The organism is Pseudomonas lactucae (genome assembly GCF_036688725.1).
In the GTDB taxonomy this organism is placed as follows: Bacteria; Pseudomonadota; Gammaproteobacteria; order Pseudomonadales; family Pseudomonadaceae; genus Aquipseudomonas; species Aquipseudomonas lactucae.
The window spans coordinates 59,988-79,230 of record NZ_JAQQPT010000003.1; the positions used below are offsets into that span (position 1 = coordinate 59,988).

The window sequence follows — 19,243 nt, forward strand, 5'->3', positions numbered from 1 at the left end:
CAGCAACAGCAACAGCGCAGGGTCGTGGTCGCTCGCTAAACCGCACAGGGATCTTCGGTGTCAGGGTTTACCGGCCGCAGCCCGTTTTGCTCTTGGCGTTGTCTTGACTGCCACCGCCGCAATCGGCTGCACCGTCAGTTCCACGCCCAACGCCAGCATCAGCTTCTGAATCGTCTCATAGCGCGTTTTAGAGCCGCCCTTGAGGGTTTTATACAGACTCTCCCGATTAACCCCCGCCGCCTCGGCCACCTTGTTTACGCCTTGGGCCTTGGCGACCTCTGCAAGTGCCTTCATGAGTACCTGCGGGTCCTGGGATTTCATGCTCTGCGCCAGGTAGGCGCTGATGGTTTCCGGGCTGTCGAGAAAGCGCGACGCCTCGTAGACGCTGGTGCCGGATGTATCCAGATCGAGGATCGGCATGTCCTCTGGTTTGAATTTTGACTCACTCATTTCATTGACCTCTCAGGGCATTGAGGATCTCTTTTGCCCGTTTGATCCTCTCGTCTGGTCGGTTTTATCACTGCCCCACAGCATCAGGTACGCCGTGACCTGTAGCCTACTGGCTACTCCTTGTCGATGCCAGTGAATTTTTAGTCCGGAACGATCCAGAAGAAAAAATCCTAGTCCAGCACCCGCATGAGCAGCCGATCGAGACTATTAGCGCTTGTTTCCCTGATGTTTAAAGCCCCCCAATCGACAATGCCCAAGCCAGGCTCAGCGATACACCGGATAACGACGGCACAGTGCGACGACCTGTTCGCGCACGTGGTGGCCGACTTTGTCGCTGTTGCCGTTTTCCAGGGCGTCGAGTACGTCGCATAACCAGCCGGCCACTTGCTCGCAGGCCTCGACACCGAAGCCGCGCGTGGTCACCGCCGGGGTGCCGATGCGCAGGCCGGAGGTCACGAAGGGTGAGCGCGGGTCATTGGGCACCGAGTTTTTGTTGGCGGTGATAAAGGCACGGCTCAAGGCCGCGTCGGCCTCCTTGCCGGTGTAGGGCTTGCTGGACAGGTCGATCAGCATCATGTGGTTGTCGGTACCGCCCGAGACGATTGCGTAGCCGCGTTTTTGCAACACCGCCGCCATGGCCCGGGCGTTGATGACCACCTGACGCTGATAGACCTTGAACGCCGGCGCCAGTGCTTCCTTGAACGCCACGGCCTTGGCCGCGATCTGGTGCATCAGCGGCCCGCCCTGCACGCCGGGAAATACCGCCGAGTCGAGCTTTTTGTAGAACGCTTCGTCCTGGCCCTTGGACAGAATCAAACCGCCGCGCGGCCCGCGCAGGGTCTTGTGCGTGGTGCTGGTGACCACATGCGCATGGGGCAGCGGGTCCGGGTATTCGCCCGCCGCGACCAGCCCGGCGACATGGGCCATGTCGACCCAGAAAATCGCGCCGGCCTTGTCGGCAATGCTGCGCATGCGGGCCCAGTCCTTGTACCGCGAATACGCCGAAAAACCGCCGATCAACATCTTCGGGCGTGTTTGCAGGGCGATGCGCTCCATCTCGTCATAGTCAAGAAAGCCGGTTTTCGGGTCCAGCCCATAAGGCACGATGGTGTAGTGCCGCCCCGAGAAGTTGGCCGGGTTACCGTGGGTCAGGTGACCGCCCTGGGCCAGGTTCATGCCCATCACCGTGTCACCGGGGTTGGTCAGCGCCAGGAACACCGCCGCGTTGGCCTGGGCCCCGGCATGGGGCTGCACATTGGCATAGTCGCAGTTGAACAGAGCCTTGATCCGTTCGATGGCGAGCCGCTCGGCCACGTCGACGTATTCACAGCCGCTGTAATAGCGCTTGCCGGGGTAGCCTTCGGCGTACTTGTTGGTGAGCACCGTGCTCTGGGTTTGCATCACCAGCGGACTGGCGTAGTTTTCCGAGGCGATCAGCTCGATGTGATCTTCCTGGCGATGCACTTCGTTGTGAATCGCTGCATGCAGCTCAGGGTCGAAAGCGTTGAGGGTCAGCGTTGAGTCGTACATGGGCAAAGGGTCCTGGGTTAAGAAATCAAGCTTCACTGCGCAGGTGGGCTTCATCGAACGTCTTGCTGACCGGCAGCAGGCGCACACCGCACGGGTCACGGCCTACCCGGCGACACGCCTGGACAATGCGCATAAGGCCGCTGAGTGACGAGGGCCAGAGTCTACGGATAGACTGGCCTGCCTTTACCTGCCAATTCATGGAAAGAGAGCAGACCGCATGGCAACCACCTTCGAGCTGGAAACCCTGAAGATGCGCCTCAACGACGCGGAGTTTCAGTTACTGGATCTGCACCAGCGCATCCAGCGCGCATTGCGTGCACTGATCCTTGATGGCGCACTCGGCCCCGGCCTGAAACTGCCCGCCACGCGGGTTTTGTCCAAGTCACTGGGTTGCGCTCGCGACACCGTCGAGAACGCCTATGGGCAATTGCATCGGGATGGTTTTATCGTGCGCCGCGAAGGTGCCGGCAGTTACGTCTGCGACACACTGGGCGTGACATTGCGCGGTGCCGGGCGCCGCCGCCTCAAGGCCCAGGCCATCAGAAACAGCATTGCCGCGCCGGGCGCCGAACTCAGCCAACGTGGACGAATGATCTTCGACACCGGCGGCGTGCACGATCAGCAAGTGATCAAGGCGTTCGCCACCGGCCTGCCGGAAACCCGCAGCTTCCCCACCGATGTCTGGGAGCGCTTGCAGCGCCAGGTCATGAAGGACCATCGGGCAAGCGTGCTGCTGCATGGCGACCCACAAGGTGCCGAACCCCTGCGCAAAGCGATTGCCACCTACCTGAACCTGGAGCGCGGCGCCACCTGCACCCCCGACCAGGTGCTGGTACTGAGCAGCACGCGCCAGGCGCTGTACCTGTGCGCGCAATTGCTGGTCGACGCCGGCAAGCCGATCCTGCTGGAAAACCCTGGCTATTACGGCGCCCGCAAAGCCTTTGAAATCGCCGAAACCCAGGTGCTGCCGATCGACGTCGATGAACACGGCATTCGCACCGACCTGTTGCACGCCGACCGCAGCGGCGCCCCTTGCGTGTATGTCACGCCCTCGCACCAATACCCCACCGGCGTGACCCTGCCGCTGGAACGGCGCCTTGAGTTGATCAATTGGGCGGCGCAAAAAGGCAAATGGATCATCGAAGACGACTACGACAGCGAGTTCCATTACGACGGGCCACCCACCGCGTGTGTGCAGGGGCTGGACAAGTACCAGCGCACGCTCTACATCGGCACCTTCAGCAAGACCCTCTACCCCGGCCTGCGCATGGGCTACATGGTGCTGCCGTCCGAACTGGTCAAGCCCTTTGCCTATGCGCGCAGCATCATGGATGGCCACACCCCGCAAACCCTGCAACTGACGCTGGCGCGCTTTATGGAGGACGGTCACTACAACGCGCACGTGCGCGCCATGCGCAAGCTGTACCGCTCACGCCGGTCCATCATGCACGAGGCCATCTGCAGGCACTTGAGTATGGTCAGCGCCCCGTTGCCGCCGGGCGGGTTGCAGATTCCCTGCGTGCTCAAGGCCGGCTGGTCCGAAGAAAAAACCATCCGCCAGGCCGCCACGGCGGGTGTGCAACTCTCCGGCCTGAGCCGTTTGTATGCGGGCGAGCCGAAGCAACAGGGCTGGCTGTTGGGGTACTCCGCCCTGACCGCGCATGAAATCGAAACCGCGATGGTGCGGCTGGCCAGGGCCTTGAAAATCTAGTGGCCCCTGCAGCGACCTAACCCCCTGGCAACACACGACTCATGACAGCAACTGCACGGTCATTGCGCGATAGACATTCAGCCCCCGCAGGTCGCTGGCCCTGGCCTGAGTGCTCTCAAGTTTGGCCAGCCAACGGTGTGCCGGGGTCTTGTCCAAAGCCACCGCGTGCAGCGCTATGGGCGCAAGGCCCAATCCAATCAGTGCTTGAGGGCCTTGCTCACTGACCAACAGGACTTCGCCCGCGCCCACGGCAACTGCCCGGTCCTGCCCGGCGTAGACGTTGCGCCTCCAATCGGTGATATGCGACTGCCAACGGGAAAAATTGCCTCCGCCTTTTTGGCGGTACTCATCGCTCTGCAAGATGGCAAGCGTGTCGACTGAATGGAGGGCCAGGTAGGCTGGGCAATCGCCGCTCAAGGCTTCGAAACGCTGTGAGGTTTTAAATCCACTCACCGAGATCAGCGCCGGTAGTTTTTCCAGGCTATAAAACGCATTCCACTCGGCTTCGCTGGCGGGATCAGCGTAGTTGCACTCGACTGTGTAAATCATCGTGTCACTCCACTCATTGATGTTCCGTCATGCTAGTGACAGGCTAATCCGCCATAAAACGATATTTCGGCACCCTTCAATGATCAAACGTCAAGCTGGACGCCTTGACCCGAACCAGGAACGCCCATGCGTCGAAAGCTCCCCAGTAACGCGGCCCTGATGGCCTTTGAAACCGCCGCCCGCCATGGCAGTTTCGCCCGCGCCGCCAACGAACTGGCCTTGACCGAAGGCGCCATCAGCCGGCAGATCGGCCGCCTGGAAACCTTTTTGGGCGTTACGCTGTTCGAGCGCATTGGCAACCGCGTGCGACTGCTGCCTAACGGTGAGCGCTACGCCGCCCAAGTACGCGAACTGCTCGACCGACTCGACAGGGACAGCCAGTACCTGATGGGCCAGCCCAGCGACGGCGCCAGCTTGGATATCGCCGTCAGCCCCACCTTTGCCCTGCGCTGGCTGATTCCGCGGTTGCCTGACTTTGGCCAACAACACCCGAACATCTGTGTGCACCTCTCGGAACGCATGGAACCGTTTGTGCTGGCAGGCAGCGGCTTGGACGCTGCCATCCATTTCGAGCACCCGGCCTGGACAGGCATGCACACCCACCGCCTGTTGAATGAAGTGCTGATTCCGGTTTGTCACCCTGCCCTCCTGAACCCGGGCAAGCAGGCAACGGCGCTGGATTCACTGCCGCGATTACACCGGCGGCAGAACCCGGATGCATGGCAGCGCTATGCCCAGGAAACCGGGATCGTCCTGAGCAACGCCGCCATGGGTGCGCGCTACGATTTGCATGCGATGTTGATCGAAGCCGCACTGGCCGGTCTCGGCGTGGCCCTCGTACCACGCCTGTACGTGGAAGCAGAGTTGGCGCAAGGCCGACTGGTTGCGCCATGGCCGCAGGCGACGAATATCGCCAAGACGTTTTGCCTCGTGCTGCCCGAGCCTCTTGAGCTGAGCGGTGCGCCGATTCGGGCGTTTGCACGTTGGTTGTTGGGGCAGGCGCGGGGATGATTCAGTGGGTAGGTGCGGCTCATGCTCGATTGCTTTCGACCAGAAGCAACCAGTCACGTGTCTAAAAGATTGCGACAGTGAAATGGGGTAATAACACCCGCTTTCTAAGAACGCATACCCATCCAGATTACCGCCTCGGTCCATGCGGTCACCATCGGTTTCAGTACCCTGAACCAGGGATCACGCACATCAATCTGCGCTGCCGAGTGGTCATGATGGTGCTGCTCCTCCTCCACAATCGAAGTAATGGCAGCCACCGCGTGGAGATCGATGTCGCCCAGCACATCAAGTTGATGAGCCAGGTGCTTGAGCACCACACTCTCAACCGCGACGGTAGTCGCGACAATGGCTTTGCGGCCGCAGATGCCAGTAACCAGACCCAACGCAAGACCGCCGATGCCACACAACCAATAACTACGGCAGCGGGGATAACCGCGACGTCGCAGCTCCTCCTGAAAAACCGTCCGATGGCGGCGCTCGTGGGAAAGGAACTCCTTGAGTTCATTCACCATGCCCGGGACGAAAAGCCGGGCCATAAACAACTGTCCGCTGTAGATACAGATCGCACCATGCTCGCCCGCATGGTCGACCTTCATCATGCGGTTGCCGAGGTCGTCGCCCTTAGCCGTATAGTCTGGTGAATTCACATTGAGATTTCTTGTTCGAGGGGCTGAGTCATGGGGCCGGTCCTTGCTCTTGAGCCGGCATCGTGCGGTAACGCTTAGCAGATAAGCAAGTGAGTTCACAGAGCGGCCTCCGACCCTCTTCGATTTGGCCGATCTTTAAGCAACTGACAGATCGTTTTGGGGTGTTTTTAGCCGGTTGTCTCTGTCGGCTGTGCGGCCAAAAGCTGCCACTTGGATCACCGGTCAGACTGCTTTACACGTTAACCAAGCCCCCCAGAACAGGCTGCTGAAAAAACGGGTAGCGTCCCCAAAGCCCTCATCATGCAAAAGCTTCTGAACAGCCGCTTCAGAATGTGGAGGGTCAGCGCCTTGAAGGATTTTCCCAAGTTTGACCTTCACTTCATCCGGGCTGGCTCCATGCTGCCGCCAACGCTGCCCCCAGGCTGCGAGGAGTAAAGGTTGGCTGGCATAGGCATAATGATTGCCGGCGACAATCAGCGGAGCCCCAGGTTTTAGACGAGCCCGAATGGATCGTAAAATTTCTCTCTTGGCATCATCCCCATCAAGGTGATGGAGTACACCGATCAAAGTGGCTGCGTCGTAGGACCCATCTGCGGCCAAGTCTTCAACGTGCCCAAGATGCATGTCCGTTCTTTCAAGCACGCTGTTTACAGCTAACTGCTGTTTCGCGGTTTCCAGCATCGGCTCAGATGGATCAACGGCGGTGAAGCGCCAGCCCGGCTCAAGCTTGGCCATCGCAATGATCTCCTGTGCCGTACCGCCTGCGCCGACTACCAGAATTTTTGCAGAGCCCATATTTTCAAGGCTTGCCGCGAGCATGCATGCCACCAAGTCCTGACAGGCGTCATAACCTGCCAGTGCGATACGGCTCTGTCGTCCGTATTCATTGGCTCGAGCGTTATCAAACTTTTCAGCTGAGTTAAGTCGTGATTTCAAGGCCGTTCTCCATGTCCTTGAATCAACTTAGGTCATAAACATAAATAATAAAAATTCATTGATTTTATGCACCGCATTCCCACCAGGAATACCCAGGCATTCATGATTTGTCCAAGTGAAAGTCAGCTATGGGTCGAAAGCCGCCTCTCGTGACTGACAACTGGCCAAAAGCAGCCGGCCGCCGACCGTTCGCCGCCCACTTGACTCATCCATGACTTGCGCTCGGCTTTCTCATAGGTATCTACACATCTCAAGTACCAGGTTTAGCCCGTGGCGAGGGAGCTTGCTCCCGTGACGGTCGAGCAGGCGATCAAGTTGCAAGACATGTAAGCGGTTGACCGCGGTGTATCAGATCAATACCGGGGCGCCAGTCAATTCGTCAGGGAGCAGTGAGCTGCCTCGACTGGCGACTTAACCCTGGCGTCGTGCCCGTGATGCGCTTGAATGCGCGGCTGAAAGCGGCCTGAGAGGTGTAGCCCAAGCGCAGCGCCACCTCTTCGATTGGCAGCCTTTCGAGTGTCAGCCACTGGCTCGCAAGCCGCATCCGCAATTCGGTGACGTAGCGCAGCGGGGCCATGCCAATGGTCATCTGGAAACGGTCGGCGAAGACCGAGCGAGAGGTGTTGCAGTGTGCCGCCAGCTGCGCAACGGTCCAGTCGCGCCCCGGCTGTTGATGCAGCGCCAGCAGCGCACCCGCCAACCGTGGATCACGCAAGGCGGCGACCAGGCCTGAGGCATTTGCGCAGGCGCACTCCACCCAACCGCGTACGACCATGGCCGCCACCACGTCGGCCAACCGCGCGAGGATGCCGGCGAAACCGACCCGTGCGGCGCTGACTTCGCGCTCCATGGTGGTCAGGATGGGCATCAGTCCAGGGTAACGCTGGCCACCGGCATCAATCAGCATCAGGCCCGGCATCAGTCTGCCCAGGCCGTGGATACTGCCCAGTTCAAACTCCATGCAGCCACTGAACAAAAGGGTGGCCGGCGTAAGGCTGGCGTCGGTCCCGGTCTCTACCGCGCAGACAGCATCGCCGAGGGGCGCGCCGTCCAAACGGTCGATGTCCTGAACAGGCACATCCGCATCGGACAACAGTTGATGGGCCGCGCCATGGGAGATGAACACGGCGTTGCCGGCAGACAGCGCATACGTCGTGCCGTCGTCCATGCGCAGCAGCGCATTGCCGACCGCCAGGAAGTGGAACCAGGCATGCCCAGGTTTGGCAGCGAAGCCCAGGCCGAAGACTGGCCCGGCTTGGATACGTCGGTACTCGACGCCACGCAGGCGCATGCCGCGCAACAGCTCGTTGATGAGATTCGAGGACAGAGCAAACTGATCTGTAGGCATCGTTCAGGTGTTTCAGTCAAAAAATCGAGTTTCTTGATCATAGATCATCCGATTTCGCGCGCCTAGACTGCGGATCGCAATGAAGATTGGGAGATCCGTGCAATGACTGACTGTATGTGTAACGCCGTATCCGACAGCCGTCCCGGCGCCGGGACGGAGGTAGAACCTGCAACCGCCGCGTGGATGGCCGTTTTCTCATTGGCAATGGGCGTGTTCGGCTTGCTGACCGCTGAGTACCTTCCGGCCAGCCTGTTGACGCCGATGGCGACCGATCTGGGGGTGTCCGAAGCGCTGGCTGGCCAGGCGGTAACGGTGACCGCCGTGGTGGCGCTGTTCGCCGGGCTGTTGGTGCCAGGCCTGACCCGCAGTATCGACCGCCGCTGGGTGTTGCTGGGGTTTTCCACACTGATGATCGTGTCCAACCTGTTGGTCGCCGTTTCCTCCAGCCTCGCGGTGCTCTTGGTGATGCGTATCCTGCTGGGCATTGCCCTTGGTGGCTTCTGGAGCATGGCGGCAGCGGTGGCGATGCGTTTGGTACCGGGTGCGTTGTTGCCGCGAGCGCTTTCGATCATTTTCAGCGGCATTGCCGTCGGGACGGTGGTGGCGGTGCCGCTGGGCAGCTACCTGGGCGCGTTATATGGCTGGCGCAGCGCGTTTTTTGCAGCGGCGGCGGTGGGTGCAGTGACCCTGGTTTTCCAGTCGTTCACGCTGCCAAGCCTTGCGCCGCGCCGGCCGGCGCGCCTGCGCACTGTCCTGGAGGTGTTGCGGCGCCCGGGCATCGCCATGGGGATGTTCGGTTGTGTGCTGGTGCACAGCGGCCACTTCGCAATGTTCACCTATGTTCGGCCATTTCTCGAAGGCACGACCGGCATCGGCCCACAGGGGCTGTCGCTGATGTTGCTGGGGTTTGGGGTGGCGAACTTCGTCGGCACGCTGTTGGCCGGCTGGCTGCTGGAGCGCCGCCCACTGGCCACGCTGGTGTTGATGCCCGCATTGGTGGGCGTTGCAGCACTGGCGTTGGTGCTGTTACCGGCCTCGGTGCCGGGGCAGGCGGTGCTGCTGGCGATCTGGGGCCTGGCCTTTGGCGGCGTGCCGGTGGCGTGGTCGAACTGGGTCGCCAGCGCGGTACCCGATCAGGCGGAAAGCGCCGGGGGCATGGTGGTGGCCTCTGTGCAGTCGGCCATCGCAACCGGCGCCGCCGCTGGCGGTGCGATGTTCAGCCTCGGTGGCAGCGCAGGCGTATTCGTAGCGGCGGCCGTGCTGATGCTGCTGGCTGCATTGCTGATTGCGCTGCGTGTTCGGGTCCCTTCTGCACATGGCAGTGCCCGGACCAGACCGGCGCTGCACCTTTGATCTGATGCCCCCAGCGTCGCAGCCGTGAGCACAAACGCAGATCCGCAAGGCTGTCGAACAAGGCGGGTTGCCGTAGAATGCCCGCCTTGAACAACCTCAAAGGAATGACATCCATGCCCAGCGAAAAATCCAGGAAGACGCTCGTGTATTCGGCGTGGGGGTTGCTGTTTTTGAGCCTGGTGGGGGTTCTGGTCATACAGGCTTTTCAGGAAACACCGCAGCCGAGCAAAACCACCTTTCTCAGCGACCTCATCATCGTGACCGCGCGAACAACGCCCCAGAATCGAAAAATCGACGAAGATATAACCTTCGTTCGGGCGCAAGCGGCCAACAGTCACGCACTCAAGTTCTATTACACCTTGACCCGTTACGACACCCATCCCAATGAGATTGACCTGGACGTGATGAAATCAAACATCACCCAGGCGACTTGCGCCGCACAAATGCGCAGCGACCAATCGATACTGTCCCAAGGCGGGACCCTCATTTACATTTTTGGCAGCAAAAACGTAAAAGAGGTGGGACAGTTCGAAATCAACAAGCAGAGTTGTGAGGGCTGAGGCTGGCCCGCATGTTCCCGGTGCGATTGCGGTTCAAGCCCGTTTGGGCAACTTCCAGTTCGGCCGGATGAAGTGGCAGGTATACCCGTTCGGTATCCGCTCCAGATAATCCTGATGCTCCGGCTCCGCCTCCCAGAACGCACTGGCGGGCTCGATTTGCGTGACCACAGGCCCCGGCCACAGCTTGGAGGCGTCCACGTCAGCCGCGGTATCTTCGGCAATATCCCTTTGCTCTTCGCTCAGGTAGTAAATCGCCGAACGATAGCTCGGCCCAAGATCATTGCCCTGCCGGTTAGGCGTGCTCGGGTCATGGATCTGGAAAAAGAACTCCAGAATCTGCCGGTAGCTGATCACCGCCGGGTCAAACACGATCTCAATCGCTTCGGCATGGTTGCCGTGGTTGCGGTAGGTGGCGTTCGGCACGTCGCCACCGGTGTAGCCGACGCGCGTGCGCAGCACGCCGGGGTAGCGTCGCAACAGGTCTTGCATGCCCCAGAAGCAGCCGCCGGCGAGGATGGCGGTTTCGGTTGGGTTGGTCATGGTCTGTCCTTGCGGTTGATGGAGACAGGAGTAGTTATGGGGGGATGTTGGGCAATACCAAGCCGGATCAAGTAAAAAACAGGATCGTGTTGCGGAACGAGTACAAGTCCTACGGGCGCCTTGGCGCCTTGCTCCATTGCCTACAGTTGCGTCAGAATCCGCCGGCTTGTGCGCTTGGGTAGGCGTCTCTAAGGTGGCTCGGTCGCTGACAATTCAGTGATCGGGTTTAGTAGCCCGAGGGTCAATTACACTTGGTGCATGAGCTTCATCCATCAGACGTTTCTGTCTGTGCCTGATGGTGGCTGTGCGTAGGGCGCCTTCGGGTGCGCCGGCTTTGTGTAATTCCCCGGTCTACTAACCTGCGTACAGCTGCCACCCCTCGTTTAGTAGCGACGGGGTGTCGGCCCTAGCCAGGAATTACATATGTTCAAAGTCACGCCAAACCCTCCGAACGGCCCGGACCTGAAGCTTGATCAGGCGGCGCATCGGGCGATTGATTATCACCTGAACCCCGGCGGTGAACCGCCAGCCCCTCCTCCACCGCCCTCGACAACGCTGTTCAGTGTGGCGGACGATGCCAGCAGTGAAGTGTTGCTTGCCAATAGCTATGAAACGTTTTCTTCGGTGACTGCGTTGTTGCTGAACCTGTCGAATGAGCTGACGGGGAAACAGCGGGATGTGGCGTTGGCGATTCATCAGTTGAGTGAGTTGGGGGTTTTGTTGGTGGATAAGTTGATGGAGCGGGAGGGGGCTGTGGCGGGTAGCTGACCTTCACCCATCCGAAAGATTGCCGAGTCGTTGTGACGAACTATCATAACAACTCGGTGACTTTTTCAGCGCCACATAAGACCGGCCGTCCAGTGAAATAAGTTACTCCGCGTTGTCACTAACCTTACGACTCGGCGTTTTTTTCTAGACAAATAAACTAGTCTTTTATGTTCTCTCTACTGGGTACTCCATTCTTGATAACGTCAGCCCTATGACCGACCTTCATGGCTTGCTGGATAAAAATTACAAGCCCCGCATTGAGAGCCATAAAGTTCGCGAGCACCTTACTGAAGTCAACTTATTGCTCAACATCTCTTTCAACCTTCTCAACACTATCAACATCAAAAACACATATATCCCCATAAGTTCCATCGTGATATTTAACCCTAAAAACATCACTTCCACGCCTTATAGAAAACCCCACAAAAATATGAATGGTTGACTGAATCCCCTTCGTAAATTTAACGGCCTTCCCTTCACAAAAGCGCAGAGCGGCTTCAGCTTCTTCAAGTTTCATTTTTTAATCCTCTGAATCACAAGAGCATTCGTTGTACCCCGCGCAATTGAAGTCGCACACTGTTAAAATTGACAGTTTTTTATATCTAATCGCGATAAAAACATCCAGTATTACGTTGGAGATGACTATATTGGAGGTACATTGGCGAAAAAAAGCGAAAAAAGGGGGACGTATTTGAATGGCACTTACTTAAACTCCCTATGACATCATCTTCCTGCCTTATCACATGGCCCTGTCGCATTTAAACGCAAGACAAAAACAAAGATACCACCGCAAAACGACTATTTTCTTAAACCCTTAGAAATAACAACAAGCCGAGATAACGCACCAGTACAATATCAGGCTTGACGAAACTCTTAAACCCATAAAACCTTATAACCAAAAGCACTTTAACCAAGCACAAAAAATCATTAAAAACTGTCAACTATTACAGGTTTTTCGTATTCTAAAACGGTCTAGACTTTCTTAAATCAACCAATGGAGTTACGATCATGAAAGGTCACATAAAAGCCACTTCCAGCACAATAGAACCAAACCAGATCACCTCTTGGTATTTCTCTGATTGATCATCCCTAGAGAATACAAAGTTCAAATTCCTTAGCGGAGACATAGTAACTGTCATACCTGCTGGAGAAATAAATTATACGACTTTCGACATCAAGCAGGTCACCAAATTAGTTCTTACACATCCTACATACATATCTTCAACCGTGACAATTACCGATGACAATATTTAATCGAATTTATATAAGGGAATAGGGGGGGGGGGGGGGTAAGACCAGAATGGCACTTACTTAACAGTCTTCGGATGTCCATTCCTCCTGACCTCAGCCCTTGCTGAGCGACCTTACCATGAGCGTTCGTTTTTGGCCGATTACCACCATCCACAAACAACGCATTCCCCCCAACCGCGTCCATCCGCCACACCCCCCACCCTCCAGTCCCCACCTCCCCAGCCGATAACCCTACTAACCACGCGCCTACCCCCGCATCCACACCCGATCGAGTCCACTCAATGAACCCACTCTCCTTGCTAAAAAAAGTCCGGGCCGATCGTCAAGGCACCGCCACGCTCACCAGCACTTCCAGCGACCTGGACGCCGCTCTCACTGCCCTGCGTATCACCCCCACGCTGATCACCGGTTTTATTTCGCCGCATCTGGACATTGATCAGGTCGCCGCAAAGCTCAAACGCCGCTTCCCGCAAGCCACCATCAGCCTCTGCACCACCTCCGGTGAACTGCAACGCACCCAATTCGCTGTATTGCGCCACAGGCGATCGCTGGGATCGGGTGGTGTTGCAGCTGTTCGACGACAGTGTGATTGCCTCTGCCGAGGTGGTGATGGTGCCGCTTGAATGCGAGGACATTCGTGGTGGCGGCAAGCGGTTGGGGATGCAGGAGCGGATTGCCAAGCTGGCGGGGCATATCAAGCGGGTGCAGGTGCGTACGCCGATTGATCACCGCGATACGTTGGCGTACGTGGTGTTCGATGGGTTGTCGGCATCGGAGTCGTTTTTTATGGAGGCGCTGTATGAGTCGGGGCGTTTTCCGTGTTTGTTTGTAGGGGGATCGGCCGGGGGTAAGTCGGATTTTCAGAAGACGCTGATTCATGACGGCCAGCGCAGTTATCAGAACCATGCGCAGATTGTGTTTCTGAAGACGGCGGCGCATGTGCGATTTGGTGTGTTCAAAAGCCAGAATTTCAAACCGGCGGATTTGACCTTCAGCGTGCTGACGGCCTCGATGGAGGACCGCACCATTGACCAGGTGATCGACAGCAAGGGCAATATCAAGAGCATGGTGCAGGCGCTCTGTGATGCGTTCAGTTGCGCGCCCCAGGCGTTGGAATCGAAGCTGGCGGATTACTCGTTTGCGATCCGGGTGGGCAGGGAGTTGTTTGTGCGCTCGATTGCGCGCATCGATTTTGAGCAGCAGATTGTGCAGTTGTTTTGCGACGTGGCGCCGGGCGAGGAGTTGGTGATGGTGCGGCGTACGCCGTTGCGCGAGGCGACGCGTTTGGATTATGAGCAGTTTCTGCGCGGCAAGGGTGGCCAGCCGCTGGCGGGTATTTTGAATGACTGCATCTTGCGCCGGCTGAACAATGGGGCCGAGTTGGGCAGCATGGCCGGCACGTTTGGCGATGTGCCGTTGGCGGGTTTTTCGACCTTCGGGGAGATTCTGGGGTTGAACCTGAACCAGACGCTGACGGCGATTTTCTTTTTCAAGGTGGCCAAGGGCGCGAGTTTCAGTGATGAGTACGTGGACAATTTCATCGCCCATTACGGCGAGTTCAAGGCGTTTTTCCTACGGCGCCAAGTGAAGAAGCTGGCGGGGTTGAACCATGTGGTGGTCAAGCAGATTGCCGCGTACAAGAACAATGACTTCTCCAACACCCTGAATACCCGTGGTCTGGACAGCAATATCCTGCCGGTGTTCGAGGGCCTGGCGGACTTGGGCATGGTGTTGGCCCAGGCTGAGCGCCAGCAGGAAGACATTGCTGCGCAGCTCAAGCATTACTCCGGCGAGTTGCATGCGTCGATGGATGAGCTGGTGGGTACCATCGACCGGCAGAACGGTGTGTCGGCCCAGGCCGGGGCCACGGTTGAGGCGCTGTCCAGCCAGGCGGGGGATGCGGTGGAGGGCGCGCGGACACTGGCCGGTTCGAGTTTGCGTATCCAGTCGATTGTGCAGGTGATCCAGCAGATCGCCGGGCAGACCAACTTGCTGGCGCTCAATGCGGCCATTGAAGCCGCGCGTGCCGGCGACCTGGGCCGGGGCTTTGCGGTGGTGGCGGACGAGGTGCGCAAGCTGGCGGAGATCACGCGCAAGAACGCGGCGGAAATTGGCGTGGACATCGACGTGTTGTCGGGCGAGATCCAGCGGGTGGCCCAGCAGATCGAAGACCAGTCCACCGGTGTGGGCGCGCTGCGCGAAATGCTCGATGCGCTGGAGGCGTCCAGCCATGCAACAGAGGGCACGGCGCAGCGCACCAAGACAATTGCGGATACCTTGACCGGGTTGACGCATGCGTAAAACGGATACCGGCCATATTGTGGTGAGCGGGGCAAGTCCGCTCTCCACAAAAGAACAATAGGTCCCGGGTCTGGAAAATAGATTTACAATCCGGCTCCCCTCCTCCCGGACCGCCGCCATGCCGCGCCTTTTCGCCTTAATGCTGTTGTCGCTACCGACCTTGGCCTACGCGTTGCCCGCGTTGGAAAACACCACGCTCTACAGCGACACGGCCAAGGATTGCCATGACGTCGACCTGGCCACCTGGCAGCACCCCACCCGCACGCTGCTGGAAAAAAACCACTTCCAGCTTGAACGCATCCAGCTCTGCAACGGCGGGCACTATCCGATTTTCCAGGTGCAGGCGCCCTACGACCCGCGAGGTCAGACCAAGGATTTTTTCCTGCCGTTTTATGAGGATATGCGCAAAGCCAATGGTAAATGGCCCTACGCGCTGGTCGACAACAGTGATGCGGTGGTGGTGTATGTGAGTTACCCGAAAAACGATACGATCGCGCTGGATTACGAAGGTTACGCGTTACCCTGATACGGCTGCGGTTTCGAACTCATCATGGACGATAGACACAATGAAAACGGCTTTCTGTGCGCTGCTACTGCTTGGCCTGGCGCTGCCTTGCTTTGCTGATGAACCTGCCATCGGCTTCCAAACCGTCACCCTGCCCGACGCGCACGACCAGCGTGCGCTGCAAATGGCCGTCTGGTACCCCGCCGTCACTACCGCCACGCCTGAGCTGATTGCCGACAACGCGGTGTTCATCGGCGCTCTCGCCGTGCCCGGTGCGGCGCCGGCTGGGGGCGAGCATCCGTTGGTGGTGCTGTCCCACGGCTATGGCGGCAACTGGGGCAACCAAGTGTGGCTGGCCAGCGCGTTGGCCCGCCAGGGTTATATCGTGGCGGCGGTCAACCATCCGGGCACCACCAGCAAGGACCGCAGCCCCGCCGCTGCCGCGCAGTTGTGGCAACGGCCCAGGGACCTGAGCCGCGCCATCGATGCCGTGCTTGCGCAGCCGCAGCCGTTTGGTGCGGTGGCGAAGGGGCGGATTGCGGCAGTGGGCCATTCCATCGGCGGCTGGACAGTGATGGAAATCGCCGGTGCGCGGTTTGATCCCGATTTGTTTGCCCGGGACTGCGGCGTGCACCCGAAGTTGTGCGGTTGCATTGGCTATAAACAGATGAACCCCGCCGCCACGCCCGCCGGTAAGGCGCAACTGGCGGCGGATTTGAGCGATCCGCGGGTAACAGCCGTTGTGTCGCTGGACCTGGGCCTGTCGCGCGGTTTTACCGATGCCAGCCTGGCGGCGCTGTCGGTGCCGGTGTTGGTGATTGCGGGCGGTGTGCCGACGGAGGACATGGCGCCGGAACTGGAGTCTGCCGATATGGTGAGGCGCATGCCGAAAGCGACGACGCACTATGTGGAGATTGCTGACGCCACCCACTTCAGTTTTATGGCGATCTGCAAGCCGGGAGGCATGGCGTTGATTGAAGAGGATTCGCCGGGGGATGGGATGATTTGTCGGGATGGCGAAGGGGCTCGGGCGCGGCCAGTCATTCAGCAGCAGGTGGTGGAGTTGATGACTGAGTTTTTGGCGTGGTCGTTTCGACGCTGAAACCAGGACAATCAATAAGTGTATTTTTTGGTCGCTATATATTTTAAGGGAGCATGATCTTTATGGACAAAAAAAAGAAACCGTCCGAGCCAACTGAGCCAGCTATTACAGCAGGGCTGGAGCATTCGACATTGAATGGGGGTCATGACGCTCCTATCACTACACTGAACGAGGACCGCCTTGAACGCGGATCGCTGGCGCGCTCGATTTTCAGAGAGATAAAAGACACACGCTTAGAATTTTCGACCCGGATTGGACTTTACGGCGAGTGGGGCTCTGGTAAAACCAGCGTGCTGAATTTAGTTAAGGCATTAGCGACGCAACAGGGTGATATATTCATATCCCTTTCAGCTTGGAAGGTAGTGGATCTCAATGACTTCCTTGCCTCACTGTATAACGCCATCGCACACGAGCTTAAGAAAAATCGAGTGAAGCCACCTAAGTGGTTACGTTTGAAACACTGGGGAAGGAAAGCGACCAAAGGAACACAAGTGTTTGCTGAGATGGCCGGGCAGACGGCGGGCAAATTTGACAACGATCTAGGATCTGTTGCTGTAGCCGGTGCAGCTGTGCTTGATTCACTTATGAGTACAGTGAATCGGCGCCTGACGCTTGACGAGCACGAAATCAAGGCACTGCGTGCATTACTTCAGGATGATCATAGGATAATAGTCAGTATTGACGATCTCGACAGGGCAGATCCGGTTGCCCTGCCAAAATTGCTCTTATCGCTGCGAGAGCTTATGGACATACCCGGATTTGCATTCATCTTGGCATTCGACCCACTGATTGTTAATCAAGCACTTAAAGCTTATTCAAGCACCTACTCAGAAGAGAAACTAGATAATCCAAGACAACCTTTTCTGGAAAAAATAATTGACCTATCGCACACATTAAAGGAACTTTCAAGCGAGGAAGCTAAACAGTTCGCAACTCATCAACTTTTCGTCAACTGCAGCTTCATCCCGCGCCCAGAGATCGACCGTGCCGCTGAGTGGTTTCCGAGCAACCCTAGACTTATAAAGTTAATCGTTCGAGAGCTGCGTAGCTTTACATACGCCGCACAGCGCCATGACGTAGGTGATTTGGCCTGGGAGGCAATTATTGTTCATACAATTTTGAGAAAAATAGCACCCGCTACGGCGAAATTTGCGGAGTCAGTTCTTATAGGGAAGGACTCCGCTAATAAAGCCATGGCTTTTTCAGACGGAAAAAAGGAAGAGGCGAGCACGCTCTTCTCCCAGGCAATGGATGCCAGTGCGTTTAAAGACGGTACCGTTTCGCAGAACCGCTTGAAAAGAACACTTATAAAACTACAAGGCTTACGCAATTGGCAAAGTGTAGATAGAATAAATTATGAAATGAACCTCAGCACAAAAGAGCCCGTTCTAACGCCGAAAGAATATCGAGCCATTCGAACGCTCTGGCAGAGCACATTCAACTTGAAAATACTACAAACACAACTGCTTAAACATGCAAAATCTGCTGATTGCGGAACAACCAAAGTCATTAACAACCTCATCAATCACGCTCTTGAAGACTACAAGAGCCTGGTAAGTAAACTGACACAGTTCAGAACATCAACAGAAACTTCCAATGCCATCGCAGAAGCAGAAAAAACCATAGACTTCATGTGTGACTTGAGCCAGCCAGACATGCCTAACGACTTCAAACTGGCATGGGACAATACCGATCTCTTATTGCAGCTAGCCAATATTTTTGTTGAGTTCTCCTTACGTGAATTCAACTGCAGCGAACTTTTTCTTAGAAACCGTGAGCGATGGCTCGTCCAGCGCACCTGCAGTCAAATTACCGGCAGCCCGTCACTCTATTACCACGGCAATCAAGTACTTCTGAGGCTGAGTAAGCGCGATAACGCTGAGTTAGCCTATTACGTACCGAATAGTCTAATTCGAGCAGGTTTGGAGTCTGCGATTGCGGAGGCAGTCGAATTCTTCTTAATTGAAGGAGGGATCAAGCTGCTCACTACGGACTACAGGAGCAACACCAAGAGTCCAGCCGCTGAAAAAGTGGAGTTTTTAAGCAATCCGGACTCGTTACTTTACAAAAGCGACCACATAGGTAAGCTACTGGCTATACTCACAATTCCTCCAACCAACGAAAACTATATATCCATCACAGAAAATGTATATGGCTATATAGAGCTACTATTGGCTGACCTAAAATCCGCAACAAAATTCTATACCCTTCATCGTCCGCTTCTTGAAGAGTGCTGGCATTTCCTTCTCCACAGTGGTCTGCGTAAAGAACGGGGACTTGATTGGCTGCATAACCGCTTAGGTATAGCTGCCGGGAACCCGAAAGCCTTCAAATACCCTGAGGGGTATCAAAGAATCGCGCGATAACTCGGCGAAGACAAGCGGACGGTTCTGGTGCCCCAGCGAGTGAAACGCATAACGCTCGAAAGTGAATTTAAACAAGAGTAAAAGGACGAAAATCGAACCTATTTACGTCATTTACTCTATCATTCGGCTATTGATAAGTAGGGTATTTGAGATGAATCGCCAGAAAAAACTAAAACAGCTATTTAAGGAAAAGGCCAAAAAGGCCAGCGCCAAGCTGGCCCCAAAAAGCAAGGTGAAATACATCAGCAAGGCTGATCGCCTGAAATTGGCCGAAGAAGCCGCGCAATCCACAAGCATTTCACCTGAGAGCTGATG

19 protein-coding genes and 1 pseudogene are annotated in these 19,243 nt (G+C 56.9%); 11 read left to right on the forward strand and 9 right to left on the reverse strand.

What is annotated here, in order from left to right; translation table 11 throughout:
- Positions 1-60: 60 nt before the first annotated feature.
- The 3 genes and pseudogenes from V6M90_RS03845 to V6M90_RS30080 form a co-directional block, all read right to left on the reverse strand.
- Positions 61-450, reverse strand: coding sequence for an addiction module antidote protein (locus tag V6M90_RS03845; protein WP_003175170.1), 390 nt, complete (start codon positions 448-450; stop codon positions 61-63).
- Positions 451-714: 264 nt separating this feature from the next.
- Positions 715-1,980: a serine hydroxymethyltransferase gene (gene glyA, locus V6M90_RS03850; protein ID WP_003175171.1), complete on the reverse strand. Its 1,266-nt coding sequence runs from the start codon at positions 1,978-1,980 to the stop codon at positions 715-717.
- Positions 1,981-2,017: 37 nt separating this feature from the next.
- Positions 2,018-2,110 (reverse strand): annotated as a pseudogene (locus V6M90_RS30080) (YggS family pyridoxal phosphate-dependent enzyme); the annotation flags it as partial.
- A gap of 87 nt (positions 2,111-2,197) precedes the next feature.
- Between V6M90_RS30080 and pdxR the strand changes: the two are divergent.
- On the forward strand, positions 2,198-3,691 hold the full coding sequence (gene pdxR / locus V6M90_RS03860; protein ID WP_003175173.1) for a MocR-like pyridoxine biosynthesis transcription factor PdxR: 1,494 nt from the start codon (positions 2,198-2,200) through the stop codon (positions 3,689-3,691).
- Positions 3,692-3,730: 39 nt separating this feature from the next.
- Here the strand turns inward: pdxR and V6M90_RS03865 are convergent, their stop codons facing one another.
- Positions 3,731-4,240 carry a hypothetical protein gene (locus V6M90_RS03865; protein WP_003175174.1) on the reverse strand — a complete coding sequence of 170 codons (510 nt, stop codon included), beginning with the start codon at positions 4,238-4,240 and terminating at the stop codon, positions 3,731-3,733.
- A gap of 126 nt (positions 4,241-4,366) precedes the next feature.
- On the opposite strand from V6M90_RS03865, the gene V6M90_RS03870 reads away from it, so the two are divergent.
- A complete protein-coding gene (locus V6M90_RS03870) occupies positions 4,367-5,251 on the forward strand; it encodes a LysR substrate-binding domain-containing protein (RefSeq protein WP_305427543.1) in 885 nt (294 codons plus the stop codon).
- Between the two features lie 104 nt (positions 5,252-5,355).
- Here the strand turns inward: V6M90_RS03870 and V6M90_RS03875 are convergent, their stop codons facing one another.
- The 3 genes from V6M90_RS03875 to V6M90_RS03885 form a co-directional block, all read right to left on the reverse strand.
- Positions 5,356-5,898, reverse strand: a complete 543-nt coding sequence (locus V6M90_RS03875) for a 3-demethoxyubiquinol 3-hydroxylase (RefSeq protein WP_042945046.1) — start codon at positions 5,896-5,898, stop codon at positions 5,356-5,358.
- Between the two features lie 222 nt (positions 5,899-6,120).
- Complete coding sequence (locus V6M90_RS03880; RefSeq protein WP_332846105.1) at positions 6,121-6,834, reverse strand: class I SAM-dependent methyltransferase; 714 nt, start codon at positions 6,832-6,834, stop codon at positions 6,121-6,123.
- A gap of 379 nt (positions 6,835-7,213) precedes the next feature.
- A complete protein-coding gene (locus V6M90_RS03885; RefSeq protein WP_141063232.1) occupies positions 7,214-8,182 on the reverse strand; it encodes an AraC family transcriptional regulator in 969 nt (322 codons plus the stop codon).
- A 102-nt stretch (positions 8,183-8,284) separates the two neighbouring features.
- Here V6M90_RS03885 and V6M90_RS03890 point away from each other — a divergent pair, with 102 nt between their 5' ends.
- Both V6M90_RS03890 and V6M90_RS03895 read left to right on the forward strand, forming a co-directional pair.
- On the forward strand, positions 8,285-9,535 hold the full coding sequence (locus tag V6M90_RS03890; protein WP_332846106.1) for an MFS transporter: 1,251 nt from the start codon (positions 8,285-8,287) through the stop codon (positions 9,533-9,535).
- Between the two features lie 113 nt (positions 9,536-9,648).
- Complete coding sequence (locus V6M90_RS03895) at positions 9,649-10,095, forward strand: hypothetical protein (RefSeq protein ID WP_003175180.1); 447 nt, start codon at positions 9,649-9,651, stop codon at positions 10,093-10,095.
- A 33-nt stretch (positions 10,096-10,128) separates the two neighbouring features.
- Here the strand turns inward: V6M90_RS03895 and msrA are convergent, their stop codons facing one another.
- Positions 10,129-10,635, reverse strand: coding sequence for a peptide-methionine (S)-S-oxide reductase MsrA (msrA, locus tag V6M90_RS03900; protein ID WP_205489511.1), 507 nt, complete (start codon positions 10,633-10,635; stop codon positions 10,129-10,131).
- 423 nt (positions 10,636-11,058) lie between these two features.
- Between msrA and V6M90_RS03905 the strand changes: the two genes are divergently transcribed.
- Positions 11,059-11,403: a DUF6124 family protein gene (locus tag V6M90_RS03905; RefSeq protein ID WP_332846107.1), complete on the forward strand. Its 345-nt coding sequence runs from the start codon at positions 11,059-11,061 to the stop codon at positions 11,401-11,403.
- Positions 11,404-11,701: 298 nt separating this feature from the next.
- On the opposite strand, the gene V6M90_RS03910 is transcribed toward V6M90_RS03905, so the two are convergent.
- Positions 11,702-11,920 (reverse strand): hypothetical protein, encoded by a 219-nt coding sequence (locus V6M90_RS03910; protein ID WP_332846108.1) that lies wholly within the window; start codon positions 11,918-11,920, stop codon positions 11,702-11,704.
- Positions 11,921-12,935: 1,015 nt separating this feature from the next.
- On the opposite strand from V6M90_RS03910, the gene V6M90_RS30085 reads away from it, so the two are divergent.
- From V6M90_RS30085 to V6M90_RS03935, 6 genes are all read left to right on the forward strand, one after another.
- On the forward strand, positions 12,936-13,277 hold the full coding sequence (locus V6M90_RS30085) for an FIST N-terminal domain-containing protein (protein ID WP_408637276.1): 342 nt from the start codon (positions 12,936-12,938) through the stop codon (positions 13,275-13,277).
- Between the two features lie 37 nt (positions 13,278-13,314).
- Positions 13,315-14,955: a methyl-accepting chemotaxis protein gene (locus V6M90_RS03915; RefSeq protein ID WP_408637279.1), complete on the forward strand. Its 1,641-nt coding sequence runs from the start codon at positions 13,315-13,317 to the stop codon at positions 14,953-14,955.
- A gap of 118 nt (positions 14,956-15,073) precedes the next feature.
- Positions 15,074-15,481, forward strand: coding sequence for a hypothetical protein (locus V6M90_RS03920; RefSeq protein ID WP_078734016.1), 408 nt, complete (start codon positions 15,074-15,076; stop codon positions 15,479-15,481).
- A gap of 40 nt (positions 15,482-15,521) precedes the next feature.
- Positions 15,522-16,562: an alpha/beta hydrolase family protein gene (locus V6M90_RS03925; protein WP_332846109.1), complete on the forward strand. Its 1,041-nt coding sequence runs from the start codon at positions 15,522-15,524 to the stop codon at positions 16,560-16,562.
- Between the two features lie 62 nt (positions 16,563-16,624).
- The gene (locus tag V6M90_RS03930; protein WP_332846110.1) at positions 16,625-18,928 is read left to right on the forward strand and encodes a KAP family P-loop NTPase fold protein; all 2,304 of its coding nucleotides are present in this window, start codon (positions 16,625-16,627) and stop codon (positions 18,926-18,928) included.
- A 151-nt stretch (positions 18,929-19,079) separates the two neighbouring features.
- On the forward strand, positions 19,080-19,241 hold the full coding sequence (locus tag V6M90_RS03935; RefSeq protein ID WP_332846111.1) for a DUF2986 domain-containing protein: 162 nt from the start codon (positions 19,080-19,082) through the stop codon (positions 19,239-19,241).
- The last annotated feature ends 2 nt before the right edge of the window (positions 19,242-19,243 follow it).